Annotated in this window: 20 protein-coding genes; 13 read left to right on the top strand and 7 right to left on the bottom strand. The window is 70.6% G+C overall.

Features of this window, described 5'->3' with window-relative positions; all coding sequences use genetic code 11:
* Nucleotides 1-199: 199 nt before the first annotated feature.
* The 4 genes from ABD882_RS07705 to ABD882_RS07690 all read left to right on the top strand — a co-directional run bounded on the left by ABD882_RS07705 (nt 200) and on the right by ABD882_RS07690 (nt 6,506).
* Complete coding sequence (locus tag ABD882_RS07705; RefSeq protein ID WP_345185776.1) at nt 200-2,140, top strand: GDSL-type esterase/lipase family protein; 1,941 nt, start codon at nt 200-202, stop codon at nt 2,138-2,140.
* Between the two features lie 142 nt (nt 2,141-2,282).
* Nucleotides 2,283-4,559 (top strand): polyribonucleotide nucleotidyltransferase, encoded by a 2,277-nt coding sequence (locus tag ABD882_RS07700; RefSeq protein ID WP_345185774.1) that lies wholly within the window; start codon nt 2,283-2,285, stop codon nt 4,557-4,559.
* 204 nt (nt 4,560-4,763) lie between these two features.
* On the top strand, nt 4,764-5,819 hold the full coding sequence (locus ABD882_RS07695; protein WP_345185772.1) for an aldo/keto reductase: 1,056 nt from the start codon (nt 4,764-4,766) through the stop codon (nt 5,817-5,819).
* Between the two features lie 84 nt (nt 5,820-5,903).
* The gene (locus ABD882_RS07690) at nt 5,904-6,506 is read left to right on the top strand and encodes a histidine phosphatase family protein (RefSeq protein WP_345185770.1); all 603 of its coding nucleotides are present in this window, start codon (nt 5,904-5,906) and stop codon (nt 6,504-6,506) included.
* Between the two features lie 29 nt (nt 6,507-6,535).
* Here the strand turns inward: ABD882_RS07690 and ABD882_RS07685 are convergent, their stop codons facing one another.
* A complete protein-coding gene (locus ABD882_RS07685; RefSeq protein ID WP_345185769.1) occupies nt 6,536-7,018 on the bottom strand; it encodes a GNAT family N-acetyltransferase in 483 nt (160 codons plus the stop codon).
* 82 nt (nt 7,019-7,100) lie between these two features.
* On the opposite strand from ABD882_RS07685, the gene dapB reads away from it, so the two are divergent.
* Together dapB and ABD882_RS07675 are read left to right on the top strand one after the other, a co-directional pair.
* A complete protein-coding gene (dapB, locus tag ABD882_RS07680) occupies nt 7,101-7,847 on the top strand; it encodes a 4-hydroxy-tetrahydrodipicolinate reductase (protein WP_345185767.1) in 747 nt (248 codons plus the stop codon).
* Nucleotides 7,844-11,014, top strand: coding sequence for an ATP-binding protein (locus tag ABD882_RS07675; protein WP_345185765.1), 3,171 nt, complete (start codon nt 7,844-7,846; stop codon nt 11,012-11,014). The genes dapB and ABD882_RS07675 overlap by 4 nt, the downstream gene beginning before the upstream one ends.
* A gap of 97 nt (nt 11,015-11,111) precedes the next feature.
* On the opposite strand, the gene ABD882_RS07670 is transcribed toward ABD882_RS07675, so the two are convergent.
* Together ABD882_RS07670 and ABD882_RS07665 are read right to left on the bottom strand one after the other, a co-directional pair.
* Nucleotides 11,112-11,942 (bottom strand): ABC transporter permease, encoded by an 831-nt coding sequence (locus tag ABD882_RS07670; RefSeq protein ID WP_345185764.1) that lies wholly within the window; start codon nt 11,940-11,942, stop codon nt 11,112-11,114.
* Nucleotides 11,939-12,943 (bottom strand): ATP-binding cassette domain-containing protein, encoded by a 1,005-nt coding sequence (locus ABD882_RS07665; RefSeq protein WP_345185762.1) that lies wholly within the window; start codon nt 12,941-12,943, stop codon nt 11,939-11,941. The genes ABD882_RS07670 and ABD882_RS07665 overlap by 4 nt, the downstream gene beginning before the upstream one ends.
* Before the next feature lie 115 nt (nt 12,944-13,058).
* Here ABD882_RS07665 and ABD882_RS07660 point away from each other — a divergent pair, with 115 nt between their 5' ends.
* On the top strand, nt 13,059-13,505 hold the full coding sequence (locus tag ABD882_RS07660; protein ID WP_345185761.1) for a hypothetical protein: 447 nt from the start codon (nt 13,059-13,061) through the stop codon (nt 13,503-13,505).
* Nucleotides 13,506-13,513: 8 nt separating this feature from the next.
* Here the strand turns inward: ABD882_RS07660 and ABD882_RS07655 are convergent, their stop codons facing one another.
* The 3 genes from ABD882_RS07655 to ABD882_RS07645 form a co-directional block, all read right to left on the bottom strand.
* The gene (locus ABD882_RS07655) at nt 13,514-13,939 is read right to left on the bottom strand and encodes an OsmC family peroxiredoxin (protein WP_345185760.1); all 426 of its coding nucleotides are present in this window, start codon (nt 13,937-13,939) and stop codon (nt 13,514-13,516) included.
* A 65-nt stretch (nt 13,940-14,004) separates the two neighbouring features.
* Nucleotides 14,005-14,562: a DUF4395 domain-containing protein gene (locus tag ABD882_RS07650; RefSeq protein WP_345185757.1), complete on the bottom strand. Its 558-nt coding sequence runs from the start codon at nt 14,560-14,562 to the stop codon at nt 14,005-14,007.
* Nucleotides 14,559-14,993 (bottom strand): thioredoxin family protein, encoded by a 435-nt coding sequence (locus tag ABD882_RS07645; protein ID WP_345185755.1) that lies wholly within the window; start codon nt 14,991-14,993, stop codon nt 14,559-14,561. Before ABD882_RS07645 ends, ABD882_RS07650 begins: the two co-directional genes overlap by 4 nt.
* Before the next feature lie 102 nt (nt 14,994-15,095).
* Here ABD882_RS07645 and ABD882_RS07640 point away from each other — a divergent pair, with 102 nt between their 5' ends.
* The 4 genes from ABD882_RS07640 to ABD882_RS07625 all read left to right on the top strand — a co-directional run bounded on the left by ABD882_RS07640 (nt 15,096) and on the right by ABD882_RS07625 (nt 18,368).
* On the top strand, nt 15,096-15,905 hold the full coding sequence (locus ABD882_RS07640) for a thymidylate synthase (protein ID WP_345185752.1): 810 nt from the start codon (nt 15,096-15,098) through the stop codon (nt 15,903-15,905).
* A complete protein-coding gene (locus ABD882_RS07635) occupies nt 15,902-16,378 on the top strand; it encodes a dihydrofolate reductase (RefSeq protein WP_345185751.1) in 477 nt (158 codons plus the stop codon). Before ABD882_RS07640 ends, ABD882_RS07635 begins: the two co-directional genes overlap by 4 nt.
* Nucleotides 16,378-17,133, top strand: coding sequence for an SDR family NAD(P)-dependent oxidoreductase (locus ABD882_RS07630; protein ID WP_345185749.1), 756 nt, complete (start codon nt 16,378-16,380; stop codon nt 17,131-17,133). Before ABD882_RS07635 ends, ABD882_RS07630 begins: the two co-directional genes overlap by 1 nt.
* 302 nt (nt 17,134-17,435) lie before the next feature.
* Nucleotides 17,436-18,368, top strand: coding sequence for a DUF559 domain-containing protein (locus tag ABD882_RS07625; protein ID WP_345185746.1), 933 nt, complete (start codon nt 17,436-17,438; stop codon nt 18,366-18,368).
* Nucleotides 18,369-18,503: 135 nt separating this feature from the next.
* Here the strand turns inward: ABD882_RS07625 and ABD882_RS07620 are convergent, their stop codons facing one another.
* Nucleotides 18,504-19,043, bottom strand: coding sequence for an NUDIX domain-containing protein (locus ABD882_RS07620; protein WP_345185745.1), 540 nt, complete (start codon nt 19,041-19,043; stop codon nt 18,504-18,506).
* A 56-nt stretch (nt 19,044-19,099) separates the two neighbouring features.
* On the opposite strand from ABD882_RS07620, the gene dapA reads away from it, so the two are divergent.
* Both dapA and ABD882_RS07610 read left to right on the top strand, forming a co-directional pair.
* Nucleotides 19,100-20,077 (top strand): 4-hydroxy-tetrahydrodipicolinate synthase, encoded by a 978-nt coding sequence (gene dapA / locus ABD882_RS07615; RefSeq protein WP_345185743.1) that lies wholly within the window; start codon nt 19,100-19,102, stop codon nt 20,075-20,077.
* Nucleotides 20,078-20,204: 127 nt separating this feature from the next.
* Nucleotides 20,205-21,881 (top strand): ribonuclease J, encoded by a 1,677-nt coding sequence (locus ABD882_RS07610; protein ID WP_345185742.1) that lies wholly within the window; start codon nt 20,205-20,207, stop codon nt 21,879-21,881.
* The last annotated feature ends 74 nt before the right edge of the window (nt 21,882-21,955 follow it).

Here is a 21,955-nt window from a genome sequence, read left to right as displayed (position 1 = left end):
GGCTGTCCCCGCTCGGCCACGAACGACCGCGAACCAGCCCGCCGAACCGTCCTCTCCGAAACGGCTCGCATCCGTCCGGCGACCGACAGGGGCCGCTGGGGCAGACAGCCGATGTCCGGCCGCGGTGCATCCGGTGAACACTGCGCGATCGCGCCGATTCCCGCCGATCCGTGGCGTGCTGGGGCGGGATCCTGATCACGTGAGAGCAGCGATCATCACGGAATCCTTCCTCCCGCACATGAACGGTGTGACCGGGTCCGTCCTGCAGATCCTCCGCCACCTCGAACGCCACGGGCATGAAGCCCGGGTGTACGCACCCGCTGCGGCCGACATGCCGCGCATGATCGGGCACGCGCGCATCGAGCCGATCCCGTCGGTCGCCCTTCCCGGCTACCGCACCGTCCGGGTGGGCACCTCCAGTGCGCACCGGCTGTCGGCGTCGCTGACCCGCTTCCAGCCCGACGTCGTGCACCTCGCCTCCCCGTTCGCACTGGGCTGGCGCGGCGCGCTGGCGGCGGAGCGGATCGGCGTGCCCGCCGTCGCCGCCTATCAGACCGATGTCGCCGCCTACGCGGCGCGCTACGGGGTCGCACTCACCACAGCGCTTGCCGAGGCGCACATCTCCCGGCTGCACCGCCGCGCCACGCTCACGCTCGCCCCCTCGTCCGAATCCGAGGAGCAGCTCGCCCGGCTCGGCGTCGACAGGGTGAGGCGCTGGGGCCGCGGCGTCGACGCCGAGCGGTTCCACCCCGATCGCCGGCTCGAGCAGTGGATCCATCGCGGTGCCGACGAGGTCGTGGTCGGCTACGTCGGCCGGCTCGCCCCGGAGAAGCAGGTCGAGGATCTGCGCGTGCTCGCCGACGTGCCCGGCCTGCGTCTCGTGATCGTGGGCGACGGACCGTCGCGTCCGCGGCTGGAGGCTCTGCTGCCGCACGCCGTGTTCCTCGGACATCGCAGCGGTCCGGAGCTCGCCGAGACGATGGCGTCGTTCGACATCTTCGTGCACCCCGGCGAGAGCGAGACGTTTGGACAGACCCTGCAGGAGGCGCACGCGAGCGGCGTGCCGGTGATCGTGACCGGACGCGGGGGGCCGCTCGACCTGGTGCGGATGGGCGTGGACGGCTGGCTGTACCGGCCGGGCGACCTCGAGGATCTGCGCGTCCGAGTACGCGACCTGGCGGGGGATGCGCGCAAGCGGCGTGCGTTCGGCCGGGCCGGGCGTGCGGCTGTCGAGGGGCGCAGCTGGAGCGCCGTGTGCGACGAGCTGATCGGCCACTTCGCCGAGGCCCAGGAGCTGCACCGGATCGACACGGGCATGCGGGCCCCGCGATCGAGCCGGCCCGAGCTGCCGATCGCGGGGGAGCGCAAGCCCTGGCGTCGCTACGTGGCGCTCGGCGACTCGCTCACCGAGGGGCTCTGCGATCCGGGCCCGGACGGAGCCCTGCGCGGCTGGGCCGACCGACTCGCGCTGCTGCTCGCGGCACGCGACCCGCTCGACTACGCGAACCTCGCGATCCGCTCCAAGCGCGTCTCGGATGTGTGCGGGACGCAGCTGGAGCGCGCGCTCGAGCTGCGCCCGGACCTCGTCTCGATCCTGATCGGTGCGAACGACCTGGTGAAGCGGCGCGTCTCGATCCCCGACCTCGCCGTCCGGCTGGAGGACGCGGTGCGCCGTCTCCGCGCCGGCGGCGCTGATGTGCTGCTGGTCACGCCGTTCCTGCCTGGCAATCCCGCGGCGTGCATCTACACCCGCCGGTTCTCGGCCTGGGCCTCGGTCCTTTCCGGGATCGCTCGCCGGTGCGGCGCGATCCTCGTGGACATGGACCTGCACCCGCAGCTGGCCGAGCGGGAGAACTGGGGTGAGGACCTCGTGCACCTCTCCAGCCGCGGGCACCGTTTCGTCGCATACCGTGCCGGCGTGGCCCTCGGCGTGCCGCTCGCCGACGAGCTGGGTGCACTGGATGAGGCGCTGCACGCGACGGAGCGCACGGGGGCGGGCGTGTGGTGGCGCCGGCACGCGCTGCCCTGGGTGTGGCGCCGGCTGCACGGGCGAGCCGCGGGCGACGGCCGCAGCGCCAAGCATCACGACTACGTGCGGCTCGGGCGCGAGCGCGGCGTGCGGGAGCCGCGCGGGGCCTGAGTCGCGTCGGGGGCGGGGGCCGCCGCCCGGCTCGGTGGCGTGTCGCAGCGCTGATAGGATCGAACAGGATGCCTCTGTGCGCATCCGTCCATGCTCGCGCTCCATACGGGAGAGCGAGCCTAAACAAAGAAGGAGAGACCTCTTGGAAGGTCCTGAAATCACCGCTACTGAGGCCGTTCTCGACAACGGCCGCTTCGGCACCCGCACCGTCCGCTTCGAGACGGGCCGTCTCGCGCAGCAGGCGCAGGGCGCGGTCGCCGCCTACCTGGACGAGGAGACGATGCTCCTCTCCGCCACGAGCGCGAGCAAGTCGCCGCGCGAGGGCTTCGACTTCTTCCCGCTGACCGTCGACGTGGAAGAGCGCTCCTACGCCGCCGGCAAGATCCCCGGATCGTTCTTCCGTCGTGAGGGCCGTCCCTCCACGGAGGCGATCCTGGTCTGCCGCCTGATCGACCGCCCGCTGCGCCCGTCGTTCGTCGACGGCCTGCGCAACGAGGTCCAGATCGTCATCACGGTGCTCTCGATCGCCCCGGGCGAGTACTACGACGCGCTCGCGATCAATGCGGCATCGGCGTCCACCCAGATCTCGGGTCTGCCGTTCTCCGGTCCTGTCGCGGGCGTGCGTCTCGCGTTCGTCCCGGGTCACGGCGAGCACGCCGACCAGTGGGTCGCGTTCCCGAATGCCGCGCAGGTCGAGGAGGCCGTCTTCGATCTCGTGGTCGCCGGCCGCGTCGTCACCAAGGGTGACGGCAGCACCGACGTCGCGATCATGATGGTCGAGGCCGAGGCCACCGAGGGCAGCTGGAACCTGATCAAGGCCGGCGCCACCAAGCCCAGCGAGGACATCGTCGCCCAGGGTCTCGAGGCGGCCAAGCCGTTCCTCAAGCAGCTCGTCGAGGCGCAGGCGCAGCTCGCCGCGTCGTCGTCGAAGGAGCCGGGTGTGTACCCGGTCTTCCTGCCGTACAGCGAGGCCACGTTCGACTTCGTGTCGTCCCGCGCCTTCGCCGAGCTCGTCGACGTCTACCAGATCGCCGACAAGCAGGAGCGCCAGAACGCCGACGACGCGATCAAGGACCGCGTCAAGGCCGAGCTCGTCGCCGCCGTCGCGGCGGGCGAGCAGCCGGAGGTCGCGCTCAGCGAGTTCTCCGCCGCCTACAAGTCGGTCACGAAGAAGATCGTGCGCGGCCGGATCCTCACCGAGGGCGTCCGCATCGACGGCCGCGGCCTCGCCGACATCCGTCCGCTCGACGCCGAGGTGCAGGTCATCCCGCGGGTGCACGGCTCCGCGATCTTCCAGCGCGGCGAGACCCAGATCCTGGGCGTCACCACGCTGAACATGCTCAAGATGGAGCAGCAGATCGACTCGCTGTCGCCCACCACCTCCAAGCGCTACATGCACCACTACAACTTCCCGCCCTACTCGACCGGTGAGACCGGCCGTGTGGGTTCGCCGAAGCGTCGCGAGATCGGGCACGGCTTCCTCGCCGAGCGCGCCCTCGTGCCGGTGCTGCCGACGCGCGAGGAGTTCCCGTACGCGATCCGTCAGGTCTCCGAGGCGCTGAGCTCCAACGGCTCCACCTCGATGGGATCCGTCTGCGCGTCGACCCTGTCGCTGCTGAACGCGGGTGTGCCGCTGCGCGCTCCCGTCGCAGGCATCGCGATGGGCCTCGTCTCCGACCAGGTCGACGGTGAGACCCGCTACGCGGCGCTCACCGACATCCTGGGCGCCGAGGACGCGCTCGGCGACATGGACTTCAAGGTCGCCGGCACGAGCGAGTTCGTCACGGCGATCCAGCTCGACACGAAGCTCGACGGCATCCCCTCCGAGGTGCTCGCCGGTGCGCTGACCCAGGCCAAGGAAGCCCGCCTGACGATCCTGAACGTGCTGAACGCCGCGATCGACAGCCCGGACGAGATGGCGCCGACCGCTCCGCGCGTGATCAGCGTGCAGATCCCGGTCGACAAGATCGGCGAGCTGATCGGCCCGAAGGGCAAGACGATCAACGCGATCCAGGACGAGACCGGTGCGCAGATCTCCATCGAGGAGGACGGCACCGTCTACATCGGCGCGACCGACGGCCCCGCGGCTGAGGCCGCCCGCGCCCAGGTCAACGCGATCGCCAACCCGACCAACCCCGAGGTCGGCGAGCAGTTCCTGGGCACGGTCGTGAAGATCGCGACCTTCGGCGCGTTCGTCTCCCTGCTCCCGGGCAAGGACGGCCTGCTGCACGTCACCGAGGTGCGCAAGCTCGCCGGTGGCAAGCGCGTGGAGAACGTCGACGACGTCCTCTCCGTCGGCCAGAAGATCCTCGTGAAGATCACAAAGATCGATGACCGAGGCAAGCTGTCGCTCGAGCCGGTCATCGACGAGGCCCCCGCCGAGGCGTCCGACGCCGTGGCGGAGACCGCTGAGGTCTGACCCGCATAGCCTGACGAGGCCCGCCATGTCCGCCGAACGGCGGACATGGCGGGCCTTTCTGCACCTTCGTGACGGAAATGTTACGCAATGTTCGTCCCGCGGTCGTCTCAATGAACGGATCGGTTCCGGGGCTCGCTTACTCTCTAAGGAGCGCACCGGGGGGTGCGCCTGACAACGCAACGCAGCCAGCACGGGGGTGATCGCATGCGTCTCTTCAGCGTCGGACCGGGCACACCGGACACCGCGTCAGGATCCGGCGCGCCCGCGCAGGCCGTTCACGCGACGGCCCCGCTGCCGCACCCGTCCGCACCGATCCCCGTGGTGGGACCCGGGATCGGCACCGGCCTGCGCGTCCCGATCGGCGAGACCGGGATCCGCACCTTCCCGCTGATCCTCGGCGGCGCCGAGTTCGGCTGGAACACCGACGCCGAGACGGCGACCCGCATCCTCGACCGCTACCTGGAGTTCGGCGGCAACGCCGTGCACACCGCGGACAGTTTCGCGGCCGGCCGCAGCGAGCACATCATCGGCCGCTGGGTGGCGACGCGGGCCAACCGCGACGACATCGTCCTCAACGTCCGGGTCGGCGGGCATCCCGACAACCCGGGGCTGGGATCGGTCAATCTGGTCCGCGCCGTCGAGGGCTCGCTCACGCGCCTCGGCGTCGACAGCATCGACGTGCTCTACCTCGACGGCAGCAGCGACGACGGCAGCACTCTCGAAGACACTCTGGCCACGGCGGAATGGCTCGTCGAGACCGGGAAGATCCGCACTCTCGGCGCCTTCGGATTCACGCCGGAGCGTCTGGTCGAGGCGCGGATCCTCGCCTCAGCCGGATATCCGCGCATCGAGGTGCTGGACGAGCCGTACAACCTGCTGCGCCGTCAGGGTTTCGAGGGCGATCTGCGACTTGTCGCCGCAGCCCAGGGTCTCGCGGTGACGCCGTCACACGCTCTCGAGCACGGCTTCCTGTCTGGCAGGCACCGCTCCAAGCAGGCGCTGCAGGGCGTGCGCGGCATGCAGCTGCGCGGCAACATCAACCGCCGCGGCATCAAGGTGCTGCGCGCCCTCGACATCGCCGCCTCCGAACTGCAGGTGCCGGTCGCGGCCGTGGCGATCGGGTGGCTGCTCGCGCAGCGCACGATCACCGCGCCGATCGTGAACGCGTTCGCGACCGACCAGGTGGACGAGCTCATTCAGGGCGCCGGCGTCGCGCTCGGACGTGCGCAGCTCGCCGAACTCACGAAGGCTGCCGGCTGAGTCGACGGGTCTCCCGGGCCGTGTCCGTTCCGTGACATAAGCTGGAAGTACCCCGGCCACGGAGTCGGAGACGAGGCGAGTGTTGTGACGCATTACATCTATCTGGTCCGGCACGGCGAGCATCAGGACGCCGAGTACGGCCTCGCCGACGGACCCCTCTCGCCGCGCGGGGAACGGCAGGCCGAGCTGATCGCGGACCGGCTCTCCGGGCTCCCGCTGGACGCGATCTGGCACTCTCCGCTGCTGCGTGCCGCGGAGACGGCCCGGGCGATCTCCGCGCGGATCCCCTCGGTCGAGGCGGAGCCCTCGGCGCTCCTGTTCGACTGCGTGCCGACCGGGATGACCGAGGAGACCCCCGCGGTGTACGAGCCGTTCTTCGGCTCGATCACGGATGCGGAGATCGAGGCCGGTCGTGCGCAGATGGCCGATGCCGTCAACGAGTTCCTGGTGCGCAAGCCCGGTGACGTGCACGAAGTGCTCATCACGCACAACTTCGTGATCTCGTGGTTCGTGCGCGAGGTGCTCGAGGCGCCCGAGTGGCGCTGGATGACGCTGAACCAGGCGAACTGCGGGCTCACCGTGATCTCGCAGAAGCAGGGGCGCCCGTGGACCCTGCTCACCCACAACGATCTCAGCCACCTGCCGATCGAGCTGCGCACCGGCCTGCCGGATCCGCTCGCCGTCTGACGTCGTCGTGCGCCGACGCGATCACCGCCTCAGTGCGGGGCAGGCGTCAGGTCCTTGCGGTACCACCGCGTCGCGTTCGGGTTGGCGTTGTAGGGCGGGGTCTCGGCGAAACCGCTGCGGCGGTACAGGTGGCCGGCCGCCTCGAGCGTGTGGTGCGTGTCGAGCACGAGCGCAAGGGCGCCGAGCGCGCCGGCGCGGCGTTCGAGCTCGTCCAGCAGCAGCCGGCCCCAGCCGCGGCCGCGGGTGGCCGGGCGGAGGAACACGTGCTTGACCTCGAACACGTCCGACTCGCCATCCGGCATCGCCACACGGCGGATCCCACCGCAGCCGACGATCGCGCCGTCGTCCTCCAGCAGCAGGAACACGCCGTCCGGTGCGCGGAACGCGGCCGCCGTCGGATAGGTGGGGGAGTAGGAGCCGCCGGGGAACTCCGCGGCGCGGAGCGTGAAGTAGTCGACGAGCATGGCGTGGGCGTCGGCGTCCTCCGGGGACGCGATCCGAAACGTGGGCACGCTCCGACGCTACGCCCCGCCGTGGTGCAGATCCGGCTGGCACGCGGAGGAGCGCGTCGCGCCCGCTGAATAGACTGGAGCCATGACGACGCGCGTGGCCCTGGTGGGCGCCTCCGGCAAGCTCGGCACCATCATCGGGCGCGTGATCGAGCAGCTCGACGGCTTCGAGGTCGGAGCGATGCTCGGATCCTCCAGCAGCATGGACGAGCTCGACGGCGCCGGCCTCGTCGTGGACGCCTCGACCCCCGGATCCAGCGCGGAGGTCGTGCGCGCCGCGGCGGATCGCGGCATCAACCTGCTCGTCGGCACGTCCGGTTGGTCATCGGAGCGGATCGCGCAGATCCGGCCGGTCATCGACGAGGCAGGCACCGGCGCGCTGTTCGTGCCGAACTTCTCGCTCGGATCCGTGCTCGGCACCGCTCTCGCAACCCTGGCCGCGCCGTTCTTCGGATCCGTGGAGATCATCGAGGCCCACCAGCACACCAAGATCGACTCGCCCAGCGGCACCGCCGTGCGCACGGCCGAACTCATCGCCGCCGCCCGCTCTGAGCAGGGGCCCGTCGATGCGCCGCACGTCGATCAGCGCGCCCGCGGCCAGCAGGTCGCGAGCGTCCCCGTGCATTCGTTGCGCCGGCCGGGCGTGATCGCCAAGCAGGAGGTGATCCTCTCCGGGCCCGGAGAGACGCTCTCGATCGTGCACGACACGGTCGAGCCGGCGTCCGCCTACGCGCCCGGGATCCGTCTCGCGCTGCCGTTCGCGCGAGACCTCCGCGGTGTGGTCGTGGGCCTGGAGAACGTGATCGATCTGGGGATCCGGCCGCGCGCATGACGGCGCGCATCGGCGTGCTCGGCCCGGTCCGCATCGCGGACCGCGACGCGGGCGGTGCGCCGATGCGTGCGCTTCTCGCGGCACTGGTGATCGCGGGCCGAGGCGCGACCCGTTCGGTGGCGACCCTCGCCGACGACATCTGGGGGGAAGACGGGCCGCAGCACCCGAAGGCTGCGCTGCAGACGCTCGTGTCCCGGGCGCGGGCGCTCGCCGGCGCTGATGCGATCCTGAGCGTCCCGGGCGGCTATGCGCTCGGGACGGACGACACAGACCTCGCCGATGCGCGAGGAATGCTGGCTCGCGCGTCGACTCTGGCGGAGACGGATCCGCGGCGCTGCGAGATGCTCGCGGCCGCGGCAGACCTGTGGCGGGGCGACCCGGGAGCGGATCTCGGTGCGGCACCCATCGCCGAGGACCTCGCCCACGCGGCGGCCGCTCTCCGCACGGACATCGACCTGCGTCGCGCGGAGGCGCTGACCGCGATCGGGGATGCGCAGGGCGCGGCGAGCGTGCTCGATGCGCTGGCGGCCGGGCATCCGATCGACGAGGGCATCCATCTGGCGCTGATGGAAGCGTTCGACGCCGCCGGGCGCTCGTCCGATGCCCTCGCGGTCTTCGCCCGGCTGCGCACGACCCTGCGCGAGACACTGGGCAGTTCGCCGGGATCAGCGATCACCGAACGCAACGCCCGACTGCTGCGCGCACAGGACGACGGACCGCGCGTGCGGATCGGCGTGCAGGCCGCGCCGAATGCGCTCATCGGCCGGGACGAGGCGCTCGCGGAGGCCAGAGCGCTGCTGGGCAGGACGCGGCTGCTGACGATCGTCGGTGCGGGCGGCCTCGGCAAGACCCGCGTGGCGCAGGCTCTCGCGGGGGAGTCCGACGCTCCCGTCGTGATCGTGGTCGCGCTGGCAGGCGTGCGCGCGGACGCCGGCGTCCCCGTCGCGATCGCTGCTGCGCTCGGCATCAGCGAGAACACCGCGAGCCGGCGCCTGGGCGACACCCGGCCTCGCCCCGATCTCGGTGCACGGATCGCGGGCGCCTTGAGCGACCGCGCCACGCTCCTGGTGCTGGACAACTGCGAGCAGGTCATCGACGGTGCAGCGCAGTGGGCGGCCGAGCTTCTCGCCGCCGTGCCGTCGCTACGGATCCTGACGACCAGTCGCACCGCTCTGTCGATCGCGGCCGAGCGCGTGCTCGCGCTGGACCCGCTCGGGATCGACGCGACCACGGAGGCTCCCGCCGTGCGGCTGTTCCTGGAGCGGGCGCACGCCGCGCGGCCCGGGGCACGTCTGGACCTCGACGTGGTGGCCCGGCTGTGCGAACGCCTGGACGGGCTGCCTCTGGCCATCGAACTCGCCGCTGCTCGGGTGCGCACCATGACCCCGGCGCAGATCGAAGCGCGCCTGGAGAACCGGTTCGCGCTGCTGACGACGGGCGATCGATCCGCCCCGGCACGCCATCGCACGCTCGAGGCGGTGATCGAGTGGAGCTGGGATCTCCTGGCGTCCGACACCCAGCGGGCGCTGGCGATGCTCTCCGTCCTGCCCGGCGGCTTCTCAGCGGCGACGGCGGCGGCGATCCTCGGAGGATCCGCCGCGGATGACATCCTCGACCGGCTCGCCGGGCATTCCCTCCTCACCGTGATCGCGTCGGCCGACGATTCGGAGATGCGCTTCCGGATGCTCGAGACGGTGCGCGAGTTCGGCTACGACCGGCTTCAGGACTCGGCCGGCGTCGATGCGGCGTGGGAGGCCGTGATCGCGTGGGCGGTCGCGTTCGCGACCCGGCACGGATTCGGGGCGAGGACCTTCCCAGCCGGGCTGACCTCCCACGCCCACCGGGCGATCACCGAGGAGCACGACAACCTGGTTCACGTGATGCGCCACCTGATCGCCGACGGGCGGAATGCCGATGCGGTGCGACTGTTCACCGTCCTCGGGCAGTCCTGGTTCATCCGCGGATCGTTCACGGAGTTCATCGGATACGCGCGGCCCATGATCGAGGTCACGGAGGCGGTGCCGGACGGCGCGCTGGACGTCGACATCGTGATCATCGCTCTCGCCATGGGCGCCCTCGGCTGCATGATCAGCGGAGATCCGATCGCCGCGCGCGGCCTCGCCCTGGTGCGGATCCGCGCGGAGACCGTCGGCGATCTGCTCGCGCCCGCCTGGCAGGTGCTCACAGGCGCGCTGATCTCGTCCGGACGCGGCGTCGCGACCGGCGCCTCCTTCGCGTCCGCACCCGAGGGATCGGATCCCCGCGCACTCCTCGCGTCAGACATCCTGCTGTCTCACGCCGCGGAGAACGACGGCGAGGTCGACACCGCCGCGGAGGCGGCCCGCACCGCATGGGAGCGGGCGCGCGTTCTCGATGAGCGATGGGCCGAGGGGATGGCCGCGGATCTGGCCGCGCAGCTCGCCGCCCAGTCGGATCGTCCGGGCGAGGCGATGACGTGGATGGCGCGTGCCACGACTGTCTTCGAGGAGTTCGACGCGCAGGATCAGATCAGCCAGCAGGAGTGGGTGCGCGGCGGCGCGCTGCTGTGCCTCGGCCGTTCCGCGGAGGCGAGAACGCTCTTCCAGCGCCTCGCCGACGACGGCGGGATGAGTCAGGACGGGCTCGAGCTCTCCTCGATCGGCGCGTACGGCCTCGCCGAGGCGGATCTGCTCGACGGCGACATCGCGGGCGCCGCGGCCTCGTACGCGCGCGCCATGCAGTCTTTCGCCGATCCGGTACAGCGCCGCTCACCCTGGTATCTGATGGCGCTCTCCGGCTACCTCTCCGCCGCCACGCGGTCGCTGGGTCTGCCCGTGGCGGAGCTCGGCATCTGGGAGCGGCGGCTCCGGACCCGCACGATCGCGGTGTGCCGTCAGCGCCGCGAAGGCGTGGACCGGCCGGTGCTCGGGACGGCGCTGCTGGGCTGGTCCGCCTGGGCACTGCGCACCGCAGGACTGCAGGATCGCGGCGTCGATGCGGTTGCGTTCGCCGAGGCGCTCGGCGGGCGGCAGAACATGCCGACGCTCAACCTCGCCCGCCACGTCGCTGACGCGGAGCGCATCGCCGGGGCGGATGCGGTCGCCCGGGCGAGGGCGGACGCAGCGCGGAGTGGTGCGGGTGAGCGAGTGACGCGGGGGCTCGCGGCCCTCGGCCACCTGCCCGCCTGACTGATCCCGGAAGGGCGGACGTACAGCGGATGCCTCGCGCCCGGTACGCCGATGCGGGGTGCCTGCGCCTCGCAGACACCCCGCATCGACCGGAGGATCACGCCTTGCGCATGTACGCCCGCACCGTGAGCGGTGCGAAGACGGCCACCACGACCGCGGCTCCGAGCAGGGAGATCCAGGCGTCCGCGCCGAAGACCCCGGCGTTGGCCAGATCGCGCACCGCCGAGACCAGATGCGACACCGGGTTGATGTTCACGAACCACTGCATCCAGCCGGGCATCGTGTTGACCGGCACGAACGCGTTGGACAGGAAAGTCAACGGGAACAGCACGATCATCGAGATGCCCTGCACGCTCGACGCGGTGCGCGCGATCACGCCGAAGAACGCGAAGATCCAGCTCAGTGCCCACGAGCAGACGATGACCAGCACACCCGCGACGATCACGGCGCCGAGCCCTCCGGCGGGGCGAAACCCCATGATCCAGCCCATCGTGAAGGTGAGCACGGTCGCGATCCCGTAGCGGATCGTGTCGGCCAGGAGCGCACCGGAGAGGGGCGCGATGCGCGCGATCGGCAATGACCGGAACCGGTCGAACACGCCCTTGTCCATGTCCTCGCGCAGCTGCACGCCGGTCACGATGGACGTCGTGATGACCGTCTGCACGAGGATCCCCGGGATGATCACCGGGAGGTAGCTCGCGACGTCGCCGGAGATCGCCCCGCCGAAGATGTACGTGAACATCAGGGTGAACAGGATCGGCTGCAGCGTGACGTCCATGAGCTGCTCGGGCGTGCGGCGGATCTTGATGAGCCCGCGCCCCGCCATGGTGAGCGTGTTGCGCAGCGTGAGGCCGAGGCCGGCGCGACCGTGCAGGACGCGCTCGGAGGCGGGGATGATGCGGGTGGTGGTCGGGGCGAGAGCGCTCATGCGCGCACCTCCTCCTTCTGTGCGGCGGATGCGGGTTCGGGCTCGTCGCCCTCGGCGGCATGCCCGGTGATGGTGAGGAACACCTCGTCGAGGGTGGGCTTCTGCACGCTCATCTCGGAGAGGTGGATGCCCGCCTCGCGCAGCGTGATGAGCAGATCCGCGACCCGGTCGGGATCCGCCATGGGTGCGGTGATCCGGGAGGCCTCGGGCGAGAGCGTCCCGCGCACGCCCAGCACCTGCTCGACGGCGCGCAGTGCGTCCTCGGTGTCGGCGGCGTCCTGCAGGCGCAGCTGCAGCGAGGACGTGCCCACGGAGGCCTTCAGCTCGTCGGCGGTGCCCTCGGCGGCGACCCGTCCGCGGTCGATGACCGCGATCCGGTCGGCCAGCTGATCGGCTTCATCGAGGTACTGCGTGGTGAGCAGGACGGTCGAGCCGGTGCGCACGAGCTCGCGGATCGTGTCCCACATCTGGCCGCGCGTGCGGGGATCGAGCCCCGTGGTCGGCTCGTCGAGGAAGATCAGCGGGGGCTGCGCGATCAGGGAGGCGGCCAGGTCGAGGCGCCGCCGCATTCCGCCGGAGAAGTCCTTCAGTGGTCGCTTCGCGGCCTCGCTGAGGCCGAAGCGCTCCAGCAGGTCGGCGGACTTCGCCTTCGCCCGACTGCGGCTCAGGCCGAGCAGGCGGGAGAAGATCATGAGGTTCTCGGTCGCGGACAGCGTCTCGTCGACGGAGGCGAACTGCCCCGTCACTCCGATGAGCTGACGTACGACGTGCGGTTCGCGGACCACGTCGTGGCCGAACACGCGGCCCGTGCCGCCGTCCGGCCGCAGCAGCGTCGCAAGCATGTTGATGGTGGTCGTCTTGCCGGCGCCGTTGGGGCCGAGCACGCCGTAGACGGTGCCGGTGCGCACCTGCAGGTCGACGCCGTCGACCGCGCGGTTCGCGCCGAACACCTTCACGAGTCCGTCGGCCTCGAGGGCCCAGTCAGTGGTGGGGTTCGTCATGACACGATCGTCACCCCGGGCACTGTCACGGCACTGTCGTGCTGCTGTCGCGTGCTGTCCGAGTCGGCCCGGGCCTGCGAGCGGGCACATCGCGGGGTCGATCTAGGATGGAGGGATGGGCTCACGCGTCGGCGTCATCGTCATGGGGGCGCTTCTCCTCCTCTACGTCGCGGTCGCCGGATGGTACGCGATCGCGCTGTTCACGGGCGGGCAGCCCCTCGCCGTCACGATGGGGGTCGCACTCATCGCGCTGGCGCTGATCGGCGCCTGGGCGCTCGTGCGCGAGCTGCAGTTCGGCGTCGCCGCCGATCGGCTCGGGCGGACGCTCGACGCCGAGGGCGGGATGCCCGAGGCGCCCGAGACGATGCGCTCGAACGGGCGGCTGCTTCCGGACGACGCGACCCGGCTGCTCGAGCATTACGGCTCTGTCGCGACGGCCTCGCCGGATGACTGGCGGGCGCGATACCGGCTCGGCGTGGTGCAGGACGCGGCCGGGCACCGCAAAGACGCCCGGGCCGCGATTCGTGAGGCGATCCGTCTTGCGAAGACGAAATCGCGCTGACGTGCGGGTCAGGCGAGCGTCGCCTCGAGGGTGATCTCGATGCCGGCGAGCGCCGCCGACACGGGGCAGCCGACCTTGGCCTCCTGCGCGAGGCGCTGGAACGTCTCCGGGTCCAGGCCCGGCACGCTGGCGTTCACGTTCAGGTGGCTGCCGGTGATTCCGGTGCCGGGCTTGAAGGTCACCGAGGCGGTGGTGTCCACGCGCTCGGCGGGGGTGCCGTTGCCGGCGAGGGCGTGCGAGAGCGCCATGCTGAAGCAGGACGAGTGCGCGGCGGCGATGAGCTCCTCGGGGGTGGTCGTCGTCTCGGATCCCTCCGAGCGCGCCTTCCAGTTCAGCGGGAAGGTGCCGAGGTGCGAGGAGGACAGGGAGACGGATCCCTCGCCCTCGATGAGACTTCCGGTCCAGGTGGCAGCGGCTTCGCTCGTGACGGACATGGGATCCTCCGATGGGTAGGTGTGAGTGCCAGCCTATCGATCGGCCCGCGGCGGAGCCGCCCTTTTCAGGGAAGTCGCGGCGTGCGCCCCAGCACGCCCGCGCGCTGCAGCAGCAGGTACAGCTGGCAGCCCAGGCAGAGCCCGAACGCGGCGTTCAGGAACGCGGCGATGAAGGCCATCCCGGTCGCGATCGGCAGCGCCCAGGGCACGCCGGCCAGGTGCAGGATCAGCCCGACCGTCACGACGAACAGGCCGACACCCTGCGCGAACCGGGGCGGACGCGGATCTTCGAGTTCGCTCGGCGGGGCGAGGCGCGGGCGCACCAGCGTGCGGAACAGCACGCTCCACGGCTGCGTGCGCGAGGACAGCACGCCCCACAGGAAGAGGAGCGCGATCAGAAGCGTGAGCAGGAACGCGGGGTCGAACAGACGCAGCCACACGGTCGTCGTCGGCAGCGTCCACGTGTTCGGATCGACGATCACCCCGCCGGGTTCGAACCAGAGCTGTCCGCGATGCGTGGATATCCCGACCATCCCCAGCACGGTCGCGACAAGCAGCAGGACGGACGTGATCCAGGCGGCGAAGCGGGGACCTCGGGGATCGATGCCGGCGGGAGCGGTCATGAGCGGGCCTCCAGGGGCAGTGTGGTGTCGAGTGCGCTGAGGACATCGGCACGGGTGGGAACACCGGTGAAGCGCGAGCGGATCCGGCCGCCTGCGTCGACGAGCAGCGTGGTCGGCGTGGAGAGCACCTTGTAGCGCGCGGCCAGATCGGCACGGGAGGTGAGATCGACCTCGGCGTGCACGACGCCCTCGCGCTCCGCGGCGACGGTTCCGAGCATGCGGCGCACCTGCGGGCACCGCGCGCAGAATTCGGTGCTGAACTGTACGAGGGTCGCGTGCGCGCCCAGGGGCTGCATGAGGTCGGCCGGATCCACCACGTGGTCCCCATGCACCGCGACACGGCGGCCGTCGCGGCGGCGCAGCAGCACTCCGGCCAGCGTCGCGACGGCGAGCAGCACGGCGGCGGCGAGGAGCGCGAGCGGCAGGGGCATGGTGAGAGGCTACGTCCGTGGTGCGCCCGACCGGGCGGATATGACGGATCAAGTCACGATGTCCCGGCCTCGGTGTCGGCGTCGCCCGGTATCGTGAAGCGCATGAGCGCCGCGATCCCCACGCCGTACGAAGACCTGCTCCGCGACGTCCTCGCCACGGGCACCCACAAGGACGATCGCACCGGCACCGGCACCACGAGCGTGTTCGGGCGGCAGATCCGCTTCGACCTCTCGCAGGGCTTCCCGCTCATCACGACCAAGCGGGTGCACTTCAAATCCATCGCCTACGAGCTGCTCTGGTTCCTCCGGGGCGACTCGAACGTGCGCTGGCTGCAGGAGCACGGCGTCACCATCTGGGATGAGTGGGCCGATGCCGATGGCGACCTCGGGCCGGTCTACGGCGTGCAGTGGCGCTCCTGGCCCACGCCGGACGGTGGTCACATCGACCAGCTGCAGCAGGTGATCGACCAGATCCGGAACTCCCCGGACTCTCGCCGCATCATCGTGTCGGCGTGGAACCCGGCCGACATCCCCGACATGGCGTTGGCGCCCTGCCACGCGCTGTTCCAGTTCTACGTCGCCGACGGCAAGCTGTCCTGCCAGCTCTACCAGCGCAGCGCCGATCTGTTCCTCGGCGTGCCGTTCAACATCGCCTCGTATGCGCTGCTGACGCTCATGGTGGCGCAGCAGACCGGACTCGAGCCGGGCGACTTCGTGTGGACCGGTGGCGACTGCCACATCTACGACAATCACCTCGACCAGGTGCGCGAGCAGCTCACGCGGGATCCGTATCCGTATCCGACGCTGCGGATCACTCGCGAGCCCGCGTCGATCTTCGACTACGAGTTCTCGGACTTCTCGGTCGAGGACTACCAGCACCACCCGGCGATCCGGGCCGCGGTCGCCGTATGACCCGTCTCGGGCTGATCTGGGCCGAGGCGCACGGCGGCGTGATCGGCGCGTCCGGGACGATGCCGTGGCACGTGCCTGAAGACCTTGCGCACTTCAAGGAGGTGACGCTCGGCGCGCCCGTCATGATGGGGAGGCGCACCTGGGATTCGCTTCCGGAGCGATTCCGCCCCCTGCCCGGCCGGGAGAACATCGTGATCACCCGCCAAGACGACTGGGCCGCCGAGGGCGCACGCAGGGTCGGCTCGATCGATGCCGGGCTCGGCGGGCTGGACGCGGCCTGGATCATCGGCGGCGCGGAGATCTTCCGCGAGGTGATCGGCGACGCCGACCGACTGGAGGTCACCGAGCTCGATCTGGACGTCGCCGGCGACGCGTTCGCCCCGCCGCGCGACGGCTTCCGCCTCGCGTCCACGGGGGAGTGGCTGACGAGCCGCACCGGGATCCGCTACCGCTTCCTGGGGTACGAGCGCTGATGCCGACCGCTCTCATCACGGGTGCCAGCGCCGGGCTCGGCGCCGAGTTCGCCCGCCAGCTCGCGGGCCAGGGCGCGGATCTGGTGCTGGTCGCCCGCTCCCGGGACGCGCTGGAGTCGCTCGCAGCGGAGCTCCGCGCGAGCCAGGGCATCGAGGTCGAGGTGCTGACCGCGGATCTCGCGGTCGAGGCCGACGTGGACCGCGTCGCGGCGCGCATCGCCCGGGGCCCGATCGACGTCCTCGTGAACAACGCCGGCTTCGGCCTGCCGCTGCAGTTCGCCGACAACCCGATCGAGGACGAGGTGCGCCATCTGAGGGTGCACGTCGAAGCGTCGATGCGGCTCATGCACGCCGCGCTCGGCGTGATGCGCGGCCGCGGCGGTCGCATCATCAACGTCGCCTCCGTCGCCGGCTTCATCTCGCGGTCGACCTACTCGGCCTGCAAGGCGTGGCTGATCGGCTTCAGCCGCTGGGCGAACGCCGAGTACGCGCGCGACGGAGTGACCGTCACCGCCGTCTGCCCGGGCTTCGTGCACACCACGTTCCACGCACGGATGGGGCTCGCGTCCGGAGACGAAGGCGTGCCCCGGTTCCTGTGGCTGAACGCGCCGGACGTGGTCCGGGTCGGCCTGCGCGACGCCGCGCACGGCAAGGCCGTGTCGATCCCCTCGCTGCGCTACAAGCTCATCGTCGCCGTCTCCCGCGTCCTGCCGCGTTCGCTCACCGCCGGGGTGGCCCGGCGCGGACGGGTCTAAGCCCGGTCGCAACGGGTCTGAGCCCCGTCGCAACGGCTCTGAGCCCGGTCGCAGGCTGTTCTGCAGGGCGGGGCCGCCGTTCTGCAGGGCCGGGGGCGATCGTCGGGCACGGGTTCGGGGCAAACTGAGGCCTACGGCCGCGCGGGGACGCGTTTGACCCTGCATAACGGCTCGGCCTCCCTGCACAACGGCTCGACCGGCGCCGGATGCCATCACCCCGCACAGTCACCCGCCGGCCCGAGTTCTGCACCGGTTCCGTGAATCGAGGGCGCGGATCCCTTCGACCTCACCAGGCTCGATGCATGTCACCGATCGAACGATTCCTGATCGAGCGCGGCGGAGTGGCGCGCCGGAACGAACTGGAGCGACGAGGGATCCGCCGAGCCGCCATCCAGGATGCTCTCGTGCACGGCGCGATCATCCTGGTACGCAAAGGCGTCTATGCCGTCCCCGGGGCGGACTCGGACGTTCTCACCGCGGCGAGACATGGGGGCGAGGTCACGTGCGCGGCAGCACTTCGTCACCACGGTGTCTGGGTGCACGACGAGGACGACGTGCGGGATCAGGGTCACGAGATGGACGGGTCTGGGCGTTCCGACCACGAAGAGTCCCCGGGGCCGCACGTGTGGATCGGCCCGTCCGGACGTCAGCATCCGCACGCCGGCTGCCAGTGCCGCGTTCACCATGATCGGTGGAGCCGAGGAGTGGGGTTCGGGTTCGCGGACGTGCTTCTCGCCCTGCTCCATTACGCCGCCTGTGCATCCACCGAGGCATTCTTCGTGGCCGTCGAGTCGGCCCTGCACCTCGGCCTCATCGGCGCGTCCGGGATGCGGTGGTTGTCGGAGCGTGTGTCCTTCGCGCTGCGTGAGGTGCTGGCGTTCGCTGACGACCAGTCCGAAAGCGGACTGGAGTCTCTGCTGCGGTTCCGTCTGCACCTCTGCGGGATCAGTCTGTCCGCGCAGGTGCAGATCGACGGTGTCGGGCGAGTCGATTTCGTGCTCGGCGGGCGGATCATCCTCGAGGTCGACGGTCGGCTCAACCACGACGGCCCATCGATGAGGCACAAGGATCTGATGCGCGATGCCGCCGCGGCCGCACAGGGCTACGAGACGCTGCGTTTCGACTACGCGATGATTCTGCACGATTGGCCACGCGTGCTGGCCGCCATCCAGGGCCGCCTCACCGCGCTCGGCGCTATTGCGCAGGGCGCCACGGCCGTTCTGCAGGGCGGGTGACCCGAGTCCGGCAGAGGGGCGCCGGAAACACGGGGCTCCCGTCGGTAGCGGACCGAATCGAACGAGCCGCACCCTGCACAACACGGGCGCGCCCTGCACATTGGCCGAGACTCCGCTCGACCTCAGCAGCGCGATTCAGCCGAACCGCCCCACGTGGATGCCCGCGTAGGCGAGGGCCGCGACGGTCTCGCCGTCGGTGATGCGCCCGTCCGCGACCATCTCGAGGGCCTCGGGGAACGGCACCCAGTCCACCCGGTCGATGCCCTCCTCGGCCTTCGAGTGCGCGCTGTCGGCGACGGGGTGAAGGGCACGGGCGAGAAACACGTGCTCGGGGGCGACCGCGATCCCGTTCAACGCATTCATGCGCCCGATAGACGTCCACTCGTCCGCCTCGAACCCGGTCTCCTCAAGGAGCTCGCTCTGTGCTGCCCGCAGCGGATCCTCCCCGTCGCTGCCGCCGGCCGGAACCTCGACAGAGACGCCCGTCGTGTAGCGGTCCAGGGTGATCAGGCAGACGCGCTCCTCATCGTCCAGTGCCACGACGAACACCGCAGGGTGCATCATCGAGACGACCCCGTAGATCCCGTCACCGAAGGGACCCGTGATCCTGTCCTCGCGGACCGAGATCCAGCGGTTGTCGTACACGGTGCGGGAGTCGTGGGTCTGCCAGGCCATGGCGCGAGCCTAATCGGGCACAGCGTGCGCACCATCCGAACCGATACGCTGGGAGCATGACGCATACGGGCAATCCCTTCGGACAGGTGCTCGTCGCCCTCATCACTCCGATGACGGCCGACGGCGAGGTCGACTGGCCCTCCGTCGAGAAGCACATGGACCGGGTGATCGCCGATGGCGCCGACGGCATCGTCGTCACCGGCACCACGGGCGAGACCTCGACCCTCACCGATGCGGAGAAGCTGCGGCTGGTCGAGGTCGGCAAGGACGTGGCCGCGGGCCGCGCCAAGATCATCACCGGTGGCGGATCCAACGAGACTGCGCACGCGATCGAGCTCTACAAGGCGAGCGAGAAGGCCGGCGCCGACGGCATCATGATCGTCACGCCGTACTACAACAAGCCGACCCAGTCCGGGATCCTCACGCACTTCCGGCTCGTCGCGGACGCCACCGACCTGCCCGTGATCCTGTACGACATCCCCGGCCGCACCGGCGTGCCGATCAAGTACGAGACGATCCTGCGCCTGGCCAAGCACCCGAACATCCTCGCGGTCAAGGACGCCAAGGGCGACTTCTCCGAGGTCAGCCGGGTGCTCAATCAGACCGACCTGATGTATTTCTCCGGTGACGATTCGAACGTGCTCCCGCACCTGTCGATCGGTGCGACCGGCCTCATCGGCGTCACGGCGAACATCACCTCGGCGCCCTACCGCGCGATCGTCGACGCCGTGAACCGCGGCGACCTCGCCGCCGCCACCGCCGAGCACAAGCGCCTCGAGCCGCTGGTGCGCGCCGCGATGACCCACGTCCCCGGCACGGTCTCGGCGAAGTACATCCTGCACGGCCTGGGCCGCATCGACAGCCCGCGCGTCCGCCTGCCCCTGGTGGGGCCGGAGGAGTGGGAGGCCGCCGCGATCGAGGACGAGCTCGCGCTCGTCACGAACATCCCCGGTGCGGACTTCTCCGACTTCCGTCCCGACCGCAATGCCGCCGCCGGCGGCGCACTCCCCAAGGTGCACGGCACGACCCGCTGAGGTGTGGCTGATGCCGGGCTGGTGCGGATCGATGCGACCTGAGCGCGTATCCGCACGTCGTGCCGCTCGGCAGGCACGGGGAACCAAGACCACAGGGCGCGCAGTGCGCCCCGCCTAGGAGGCATCCATGACCATTCCCCTCGCCGAGCCCGAAGCGCTCGCTCCCGGCACTCTCCGCGTCACCCCCTTGGGCGGACTCGGGGAGATCGGCCGCAACATGACCGTCTTCGAATTCGACGGCAAGCTCCTGATCGTCGACTGCGGGGTGCTGTTCCCCGAGGAGCACCAGCCCGGCGTCGACCTGATCCTGCCCGACTTCGAGCCGATCAGGCACCGCCTGGACGACGTCGTCGGGGTGGTGCTCACACACGGGCACGAGGACCACATCGGTGCCGTCCCGTACCTGCTGCGCCTGAAGGGCGACATCCCGGTGATCGGCTCGGGTCTCACGCTGGCGCTCGTCGAGGCGAAGCTCAAGGAGCACCGGATCAAGCCCTTCACCCTGACGGTGAAGGAAGGTCAGCGCGAGCAGGTCGGCCCGTTCGATCTCGAGTTCGTCGCGGTCAACCACTCCATCCCCGACGCGCTCGCCGTGGCGATCCGCACGCCTGCGGGTATGGTCCTGGCGACCGGCGACTTCAAGATGGACCAGTTGCCGCTGGACGGGCGGATCACCGACCTGCGCGCGTTCTCGCGCCTGGGCGAAGAGGGCGTCGACCTGTTCCTGGTGGACTCGACCAACGCCGATGTGCCCGGCTTCACCCCGACGGAGCGCTCGATCGGCCCGGTGCTCGACCAGATCATCGGCAAGGCGCCGCGACGCGTCATCGTGGCGAGCTTCTCCAGCCACGTGCACCGCGTGCAGCAGGTCATCGACGCCGCACACGCGCACGGCCGCCGGGTGGCGTTCCTCGGGCGCTCGATGGTGCGCAACATGACGATCGCCGAGCAGCTCGGCTACCTGAAGGTCCCGGACGGCGTGCTCATCGACTACCGCAAGGCGCGCGACCTGCCGGACGACAAGATCGTCTACATGTCGACCGGATCCCAGGGCGAGCCGATGGCAGTGCTCAGTCGCATGGCCAACCTCGACCACGCGATCGAGCCGGGGCCCGGCGACACCGTGATCCTCGCTTCCAGCCTCATCCCCGGCAACGAGAACGCGGTCTACCGCGTGATCGACGGCCTGACGAAGCTCGGCGCCGATGTGGTGCACAAGGCCAACGCCCGCGTGCACGTCTCCGGCCACGCCGCTGCGGGGGAGCTGCTGTACTGCTACAACATCCTGAAGCCGCGCAACGTCCTGCCGGTGCACGGCGAGTACCGCCATCTGATCGCGAACGCGAAGCTCGCGCAGGACACCGGGATCCCCGCGGAGCGCACCATCGTCGGCTCCAACGGCACCGTGATCGACCTGAAGGACGGTGTCGCCCGCGTCGCAGGGCAGCATGACATCGGCTTCGTGTACGTGGACGGCGCCACCGTCGGCGAGATCACGGACGCGGATCTGAAGGATCGTCGGATCCTGGGCGAAGAGGGATTCGTGTCCGTGATCGTCGTCGTCGACTCCACGACCGGGCGGATCATCTCCGGCCCCGAGATCCACGCGCGCGGCGTGGCCGAGGACGATTCGGTCTTCGACGACGTCGCGCCCAAGATCGTCGCCGCGCTCAAGGAGGCGGCGGGCAACGGCGTGCGCGACAGTCACGCGCTCTCGCAGATCGTCCGTCGCACGATCGGCCGCTGGGTGAACCAGAAGCTGCGCCGGCGCCCGATGATCGTCCCCCTCGTCATCGAGGCCTGAGCCCGCCGGTCCCGGGGCCTCGCCGGACCCTGAGCCCGCCGGTCCATGGGCCTCGCCGGTCCCAGAGCCTATCG

The organism is Microbacterium panaciterrae (genome assembly GCF_039541635.1).
Lineage (GTDB): Bacteria > Actinomycetota > Actinomycetes > Actinomycetales > Microbacteriaceae > Microbacterium > Microbacterium panaciterrae.
The sequence above is the reverse complement of the archived record's forward strand: the minus strand, read 5'-3'. Positions and strand labels throughout refer to the sequence as shown.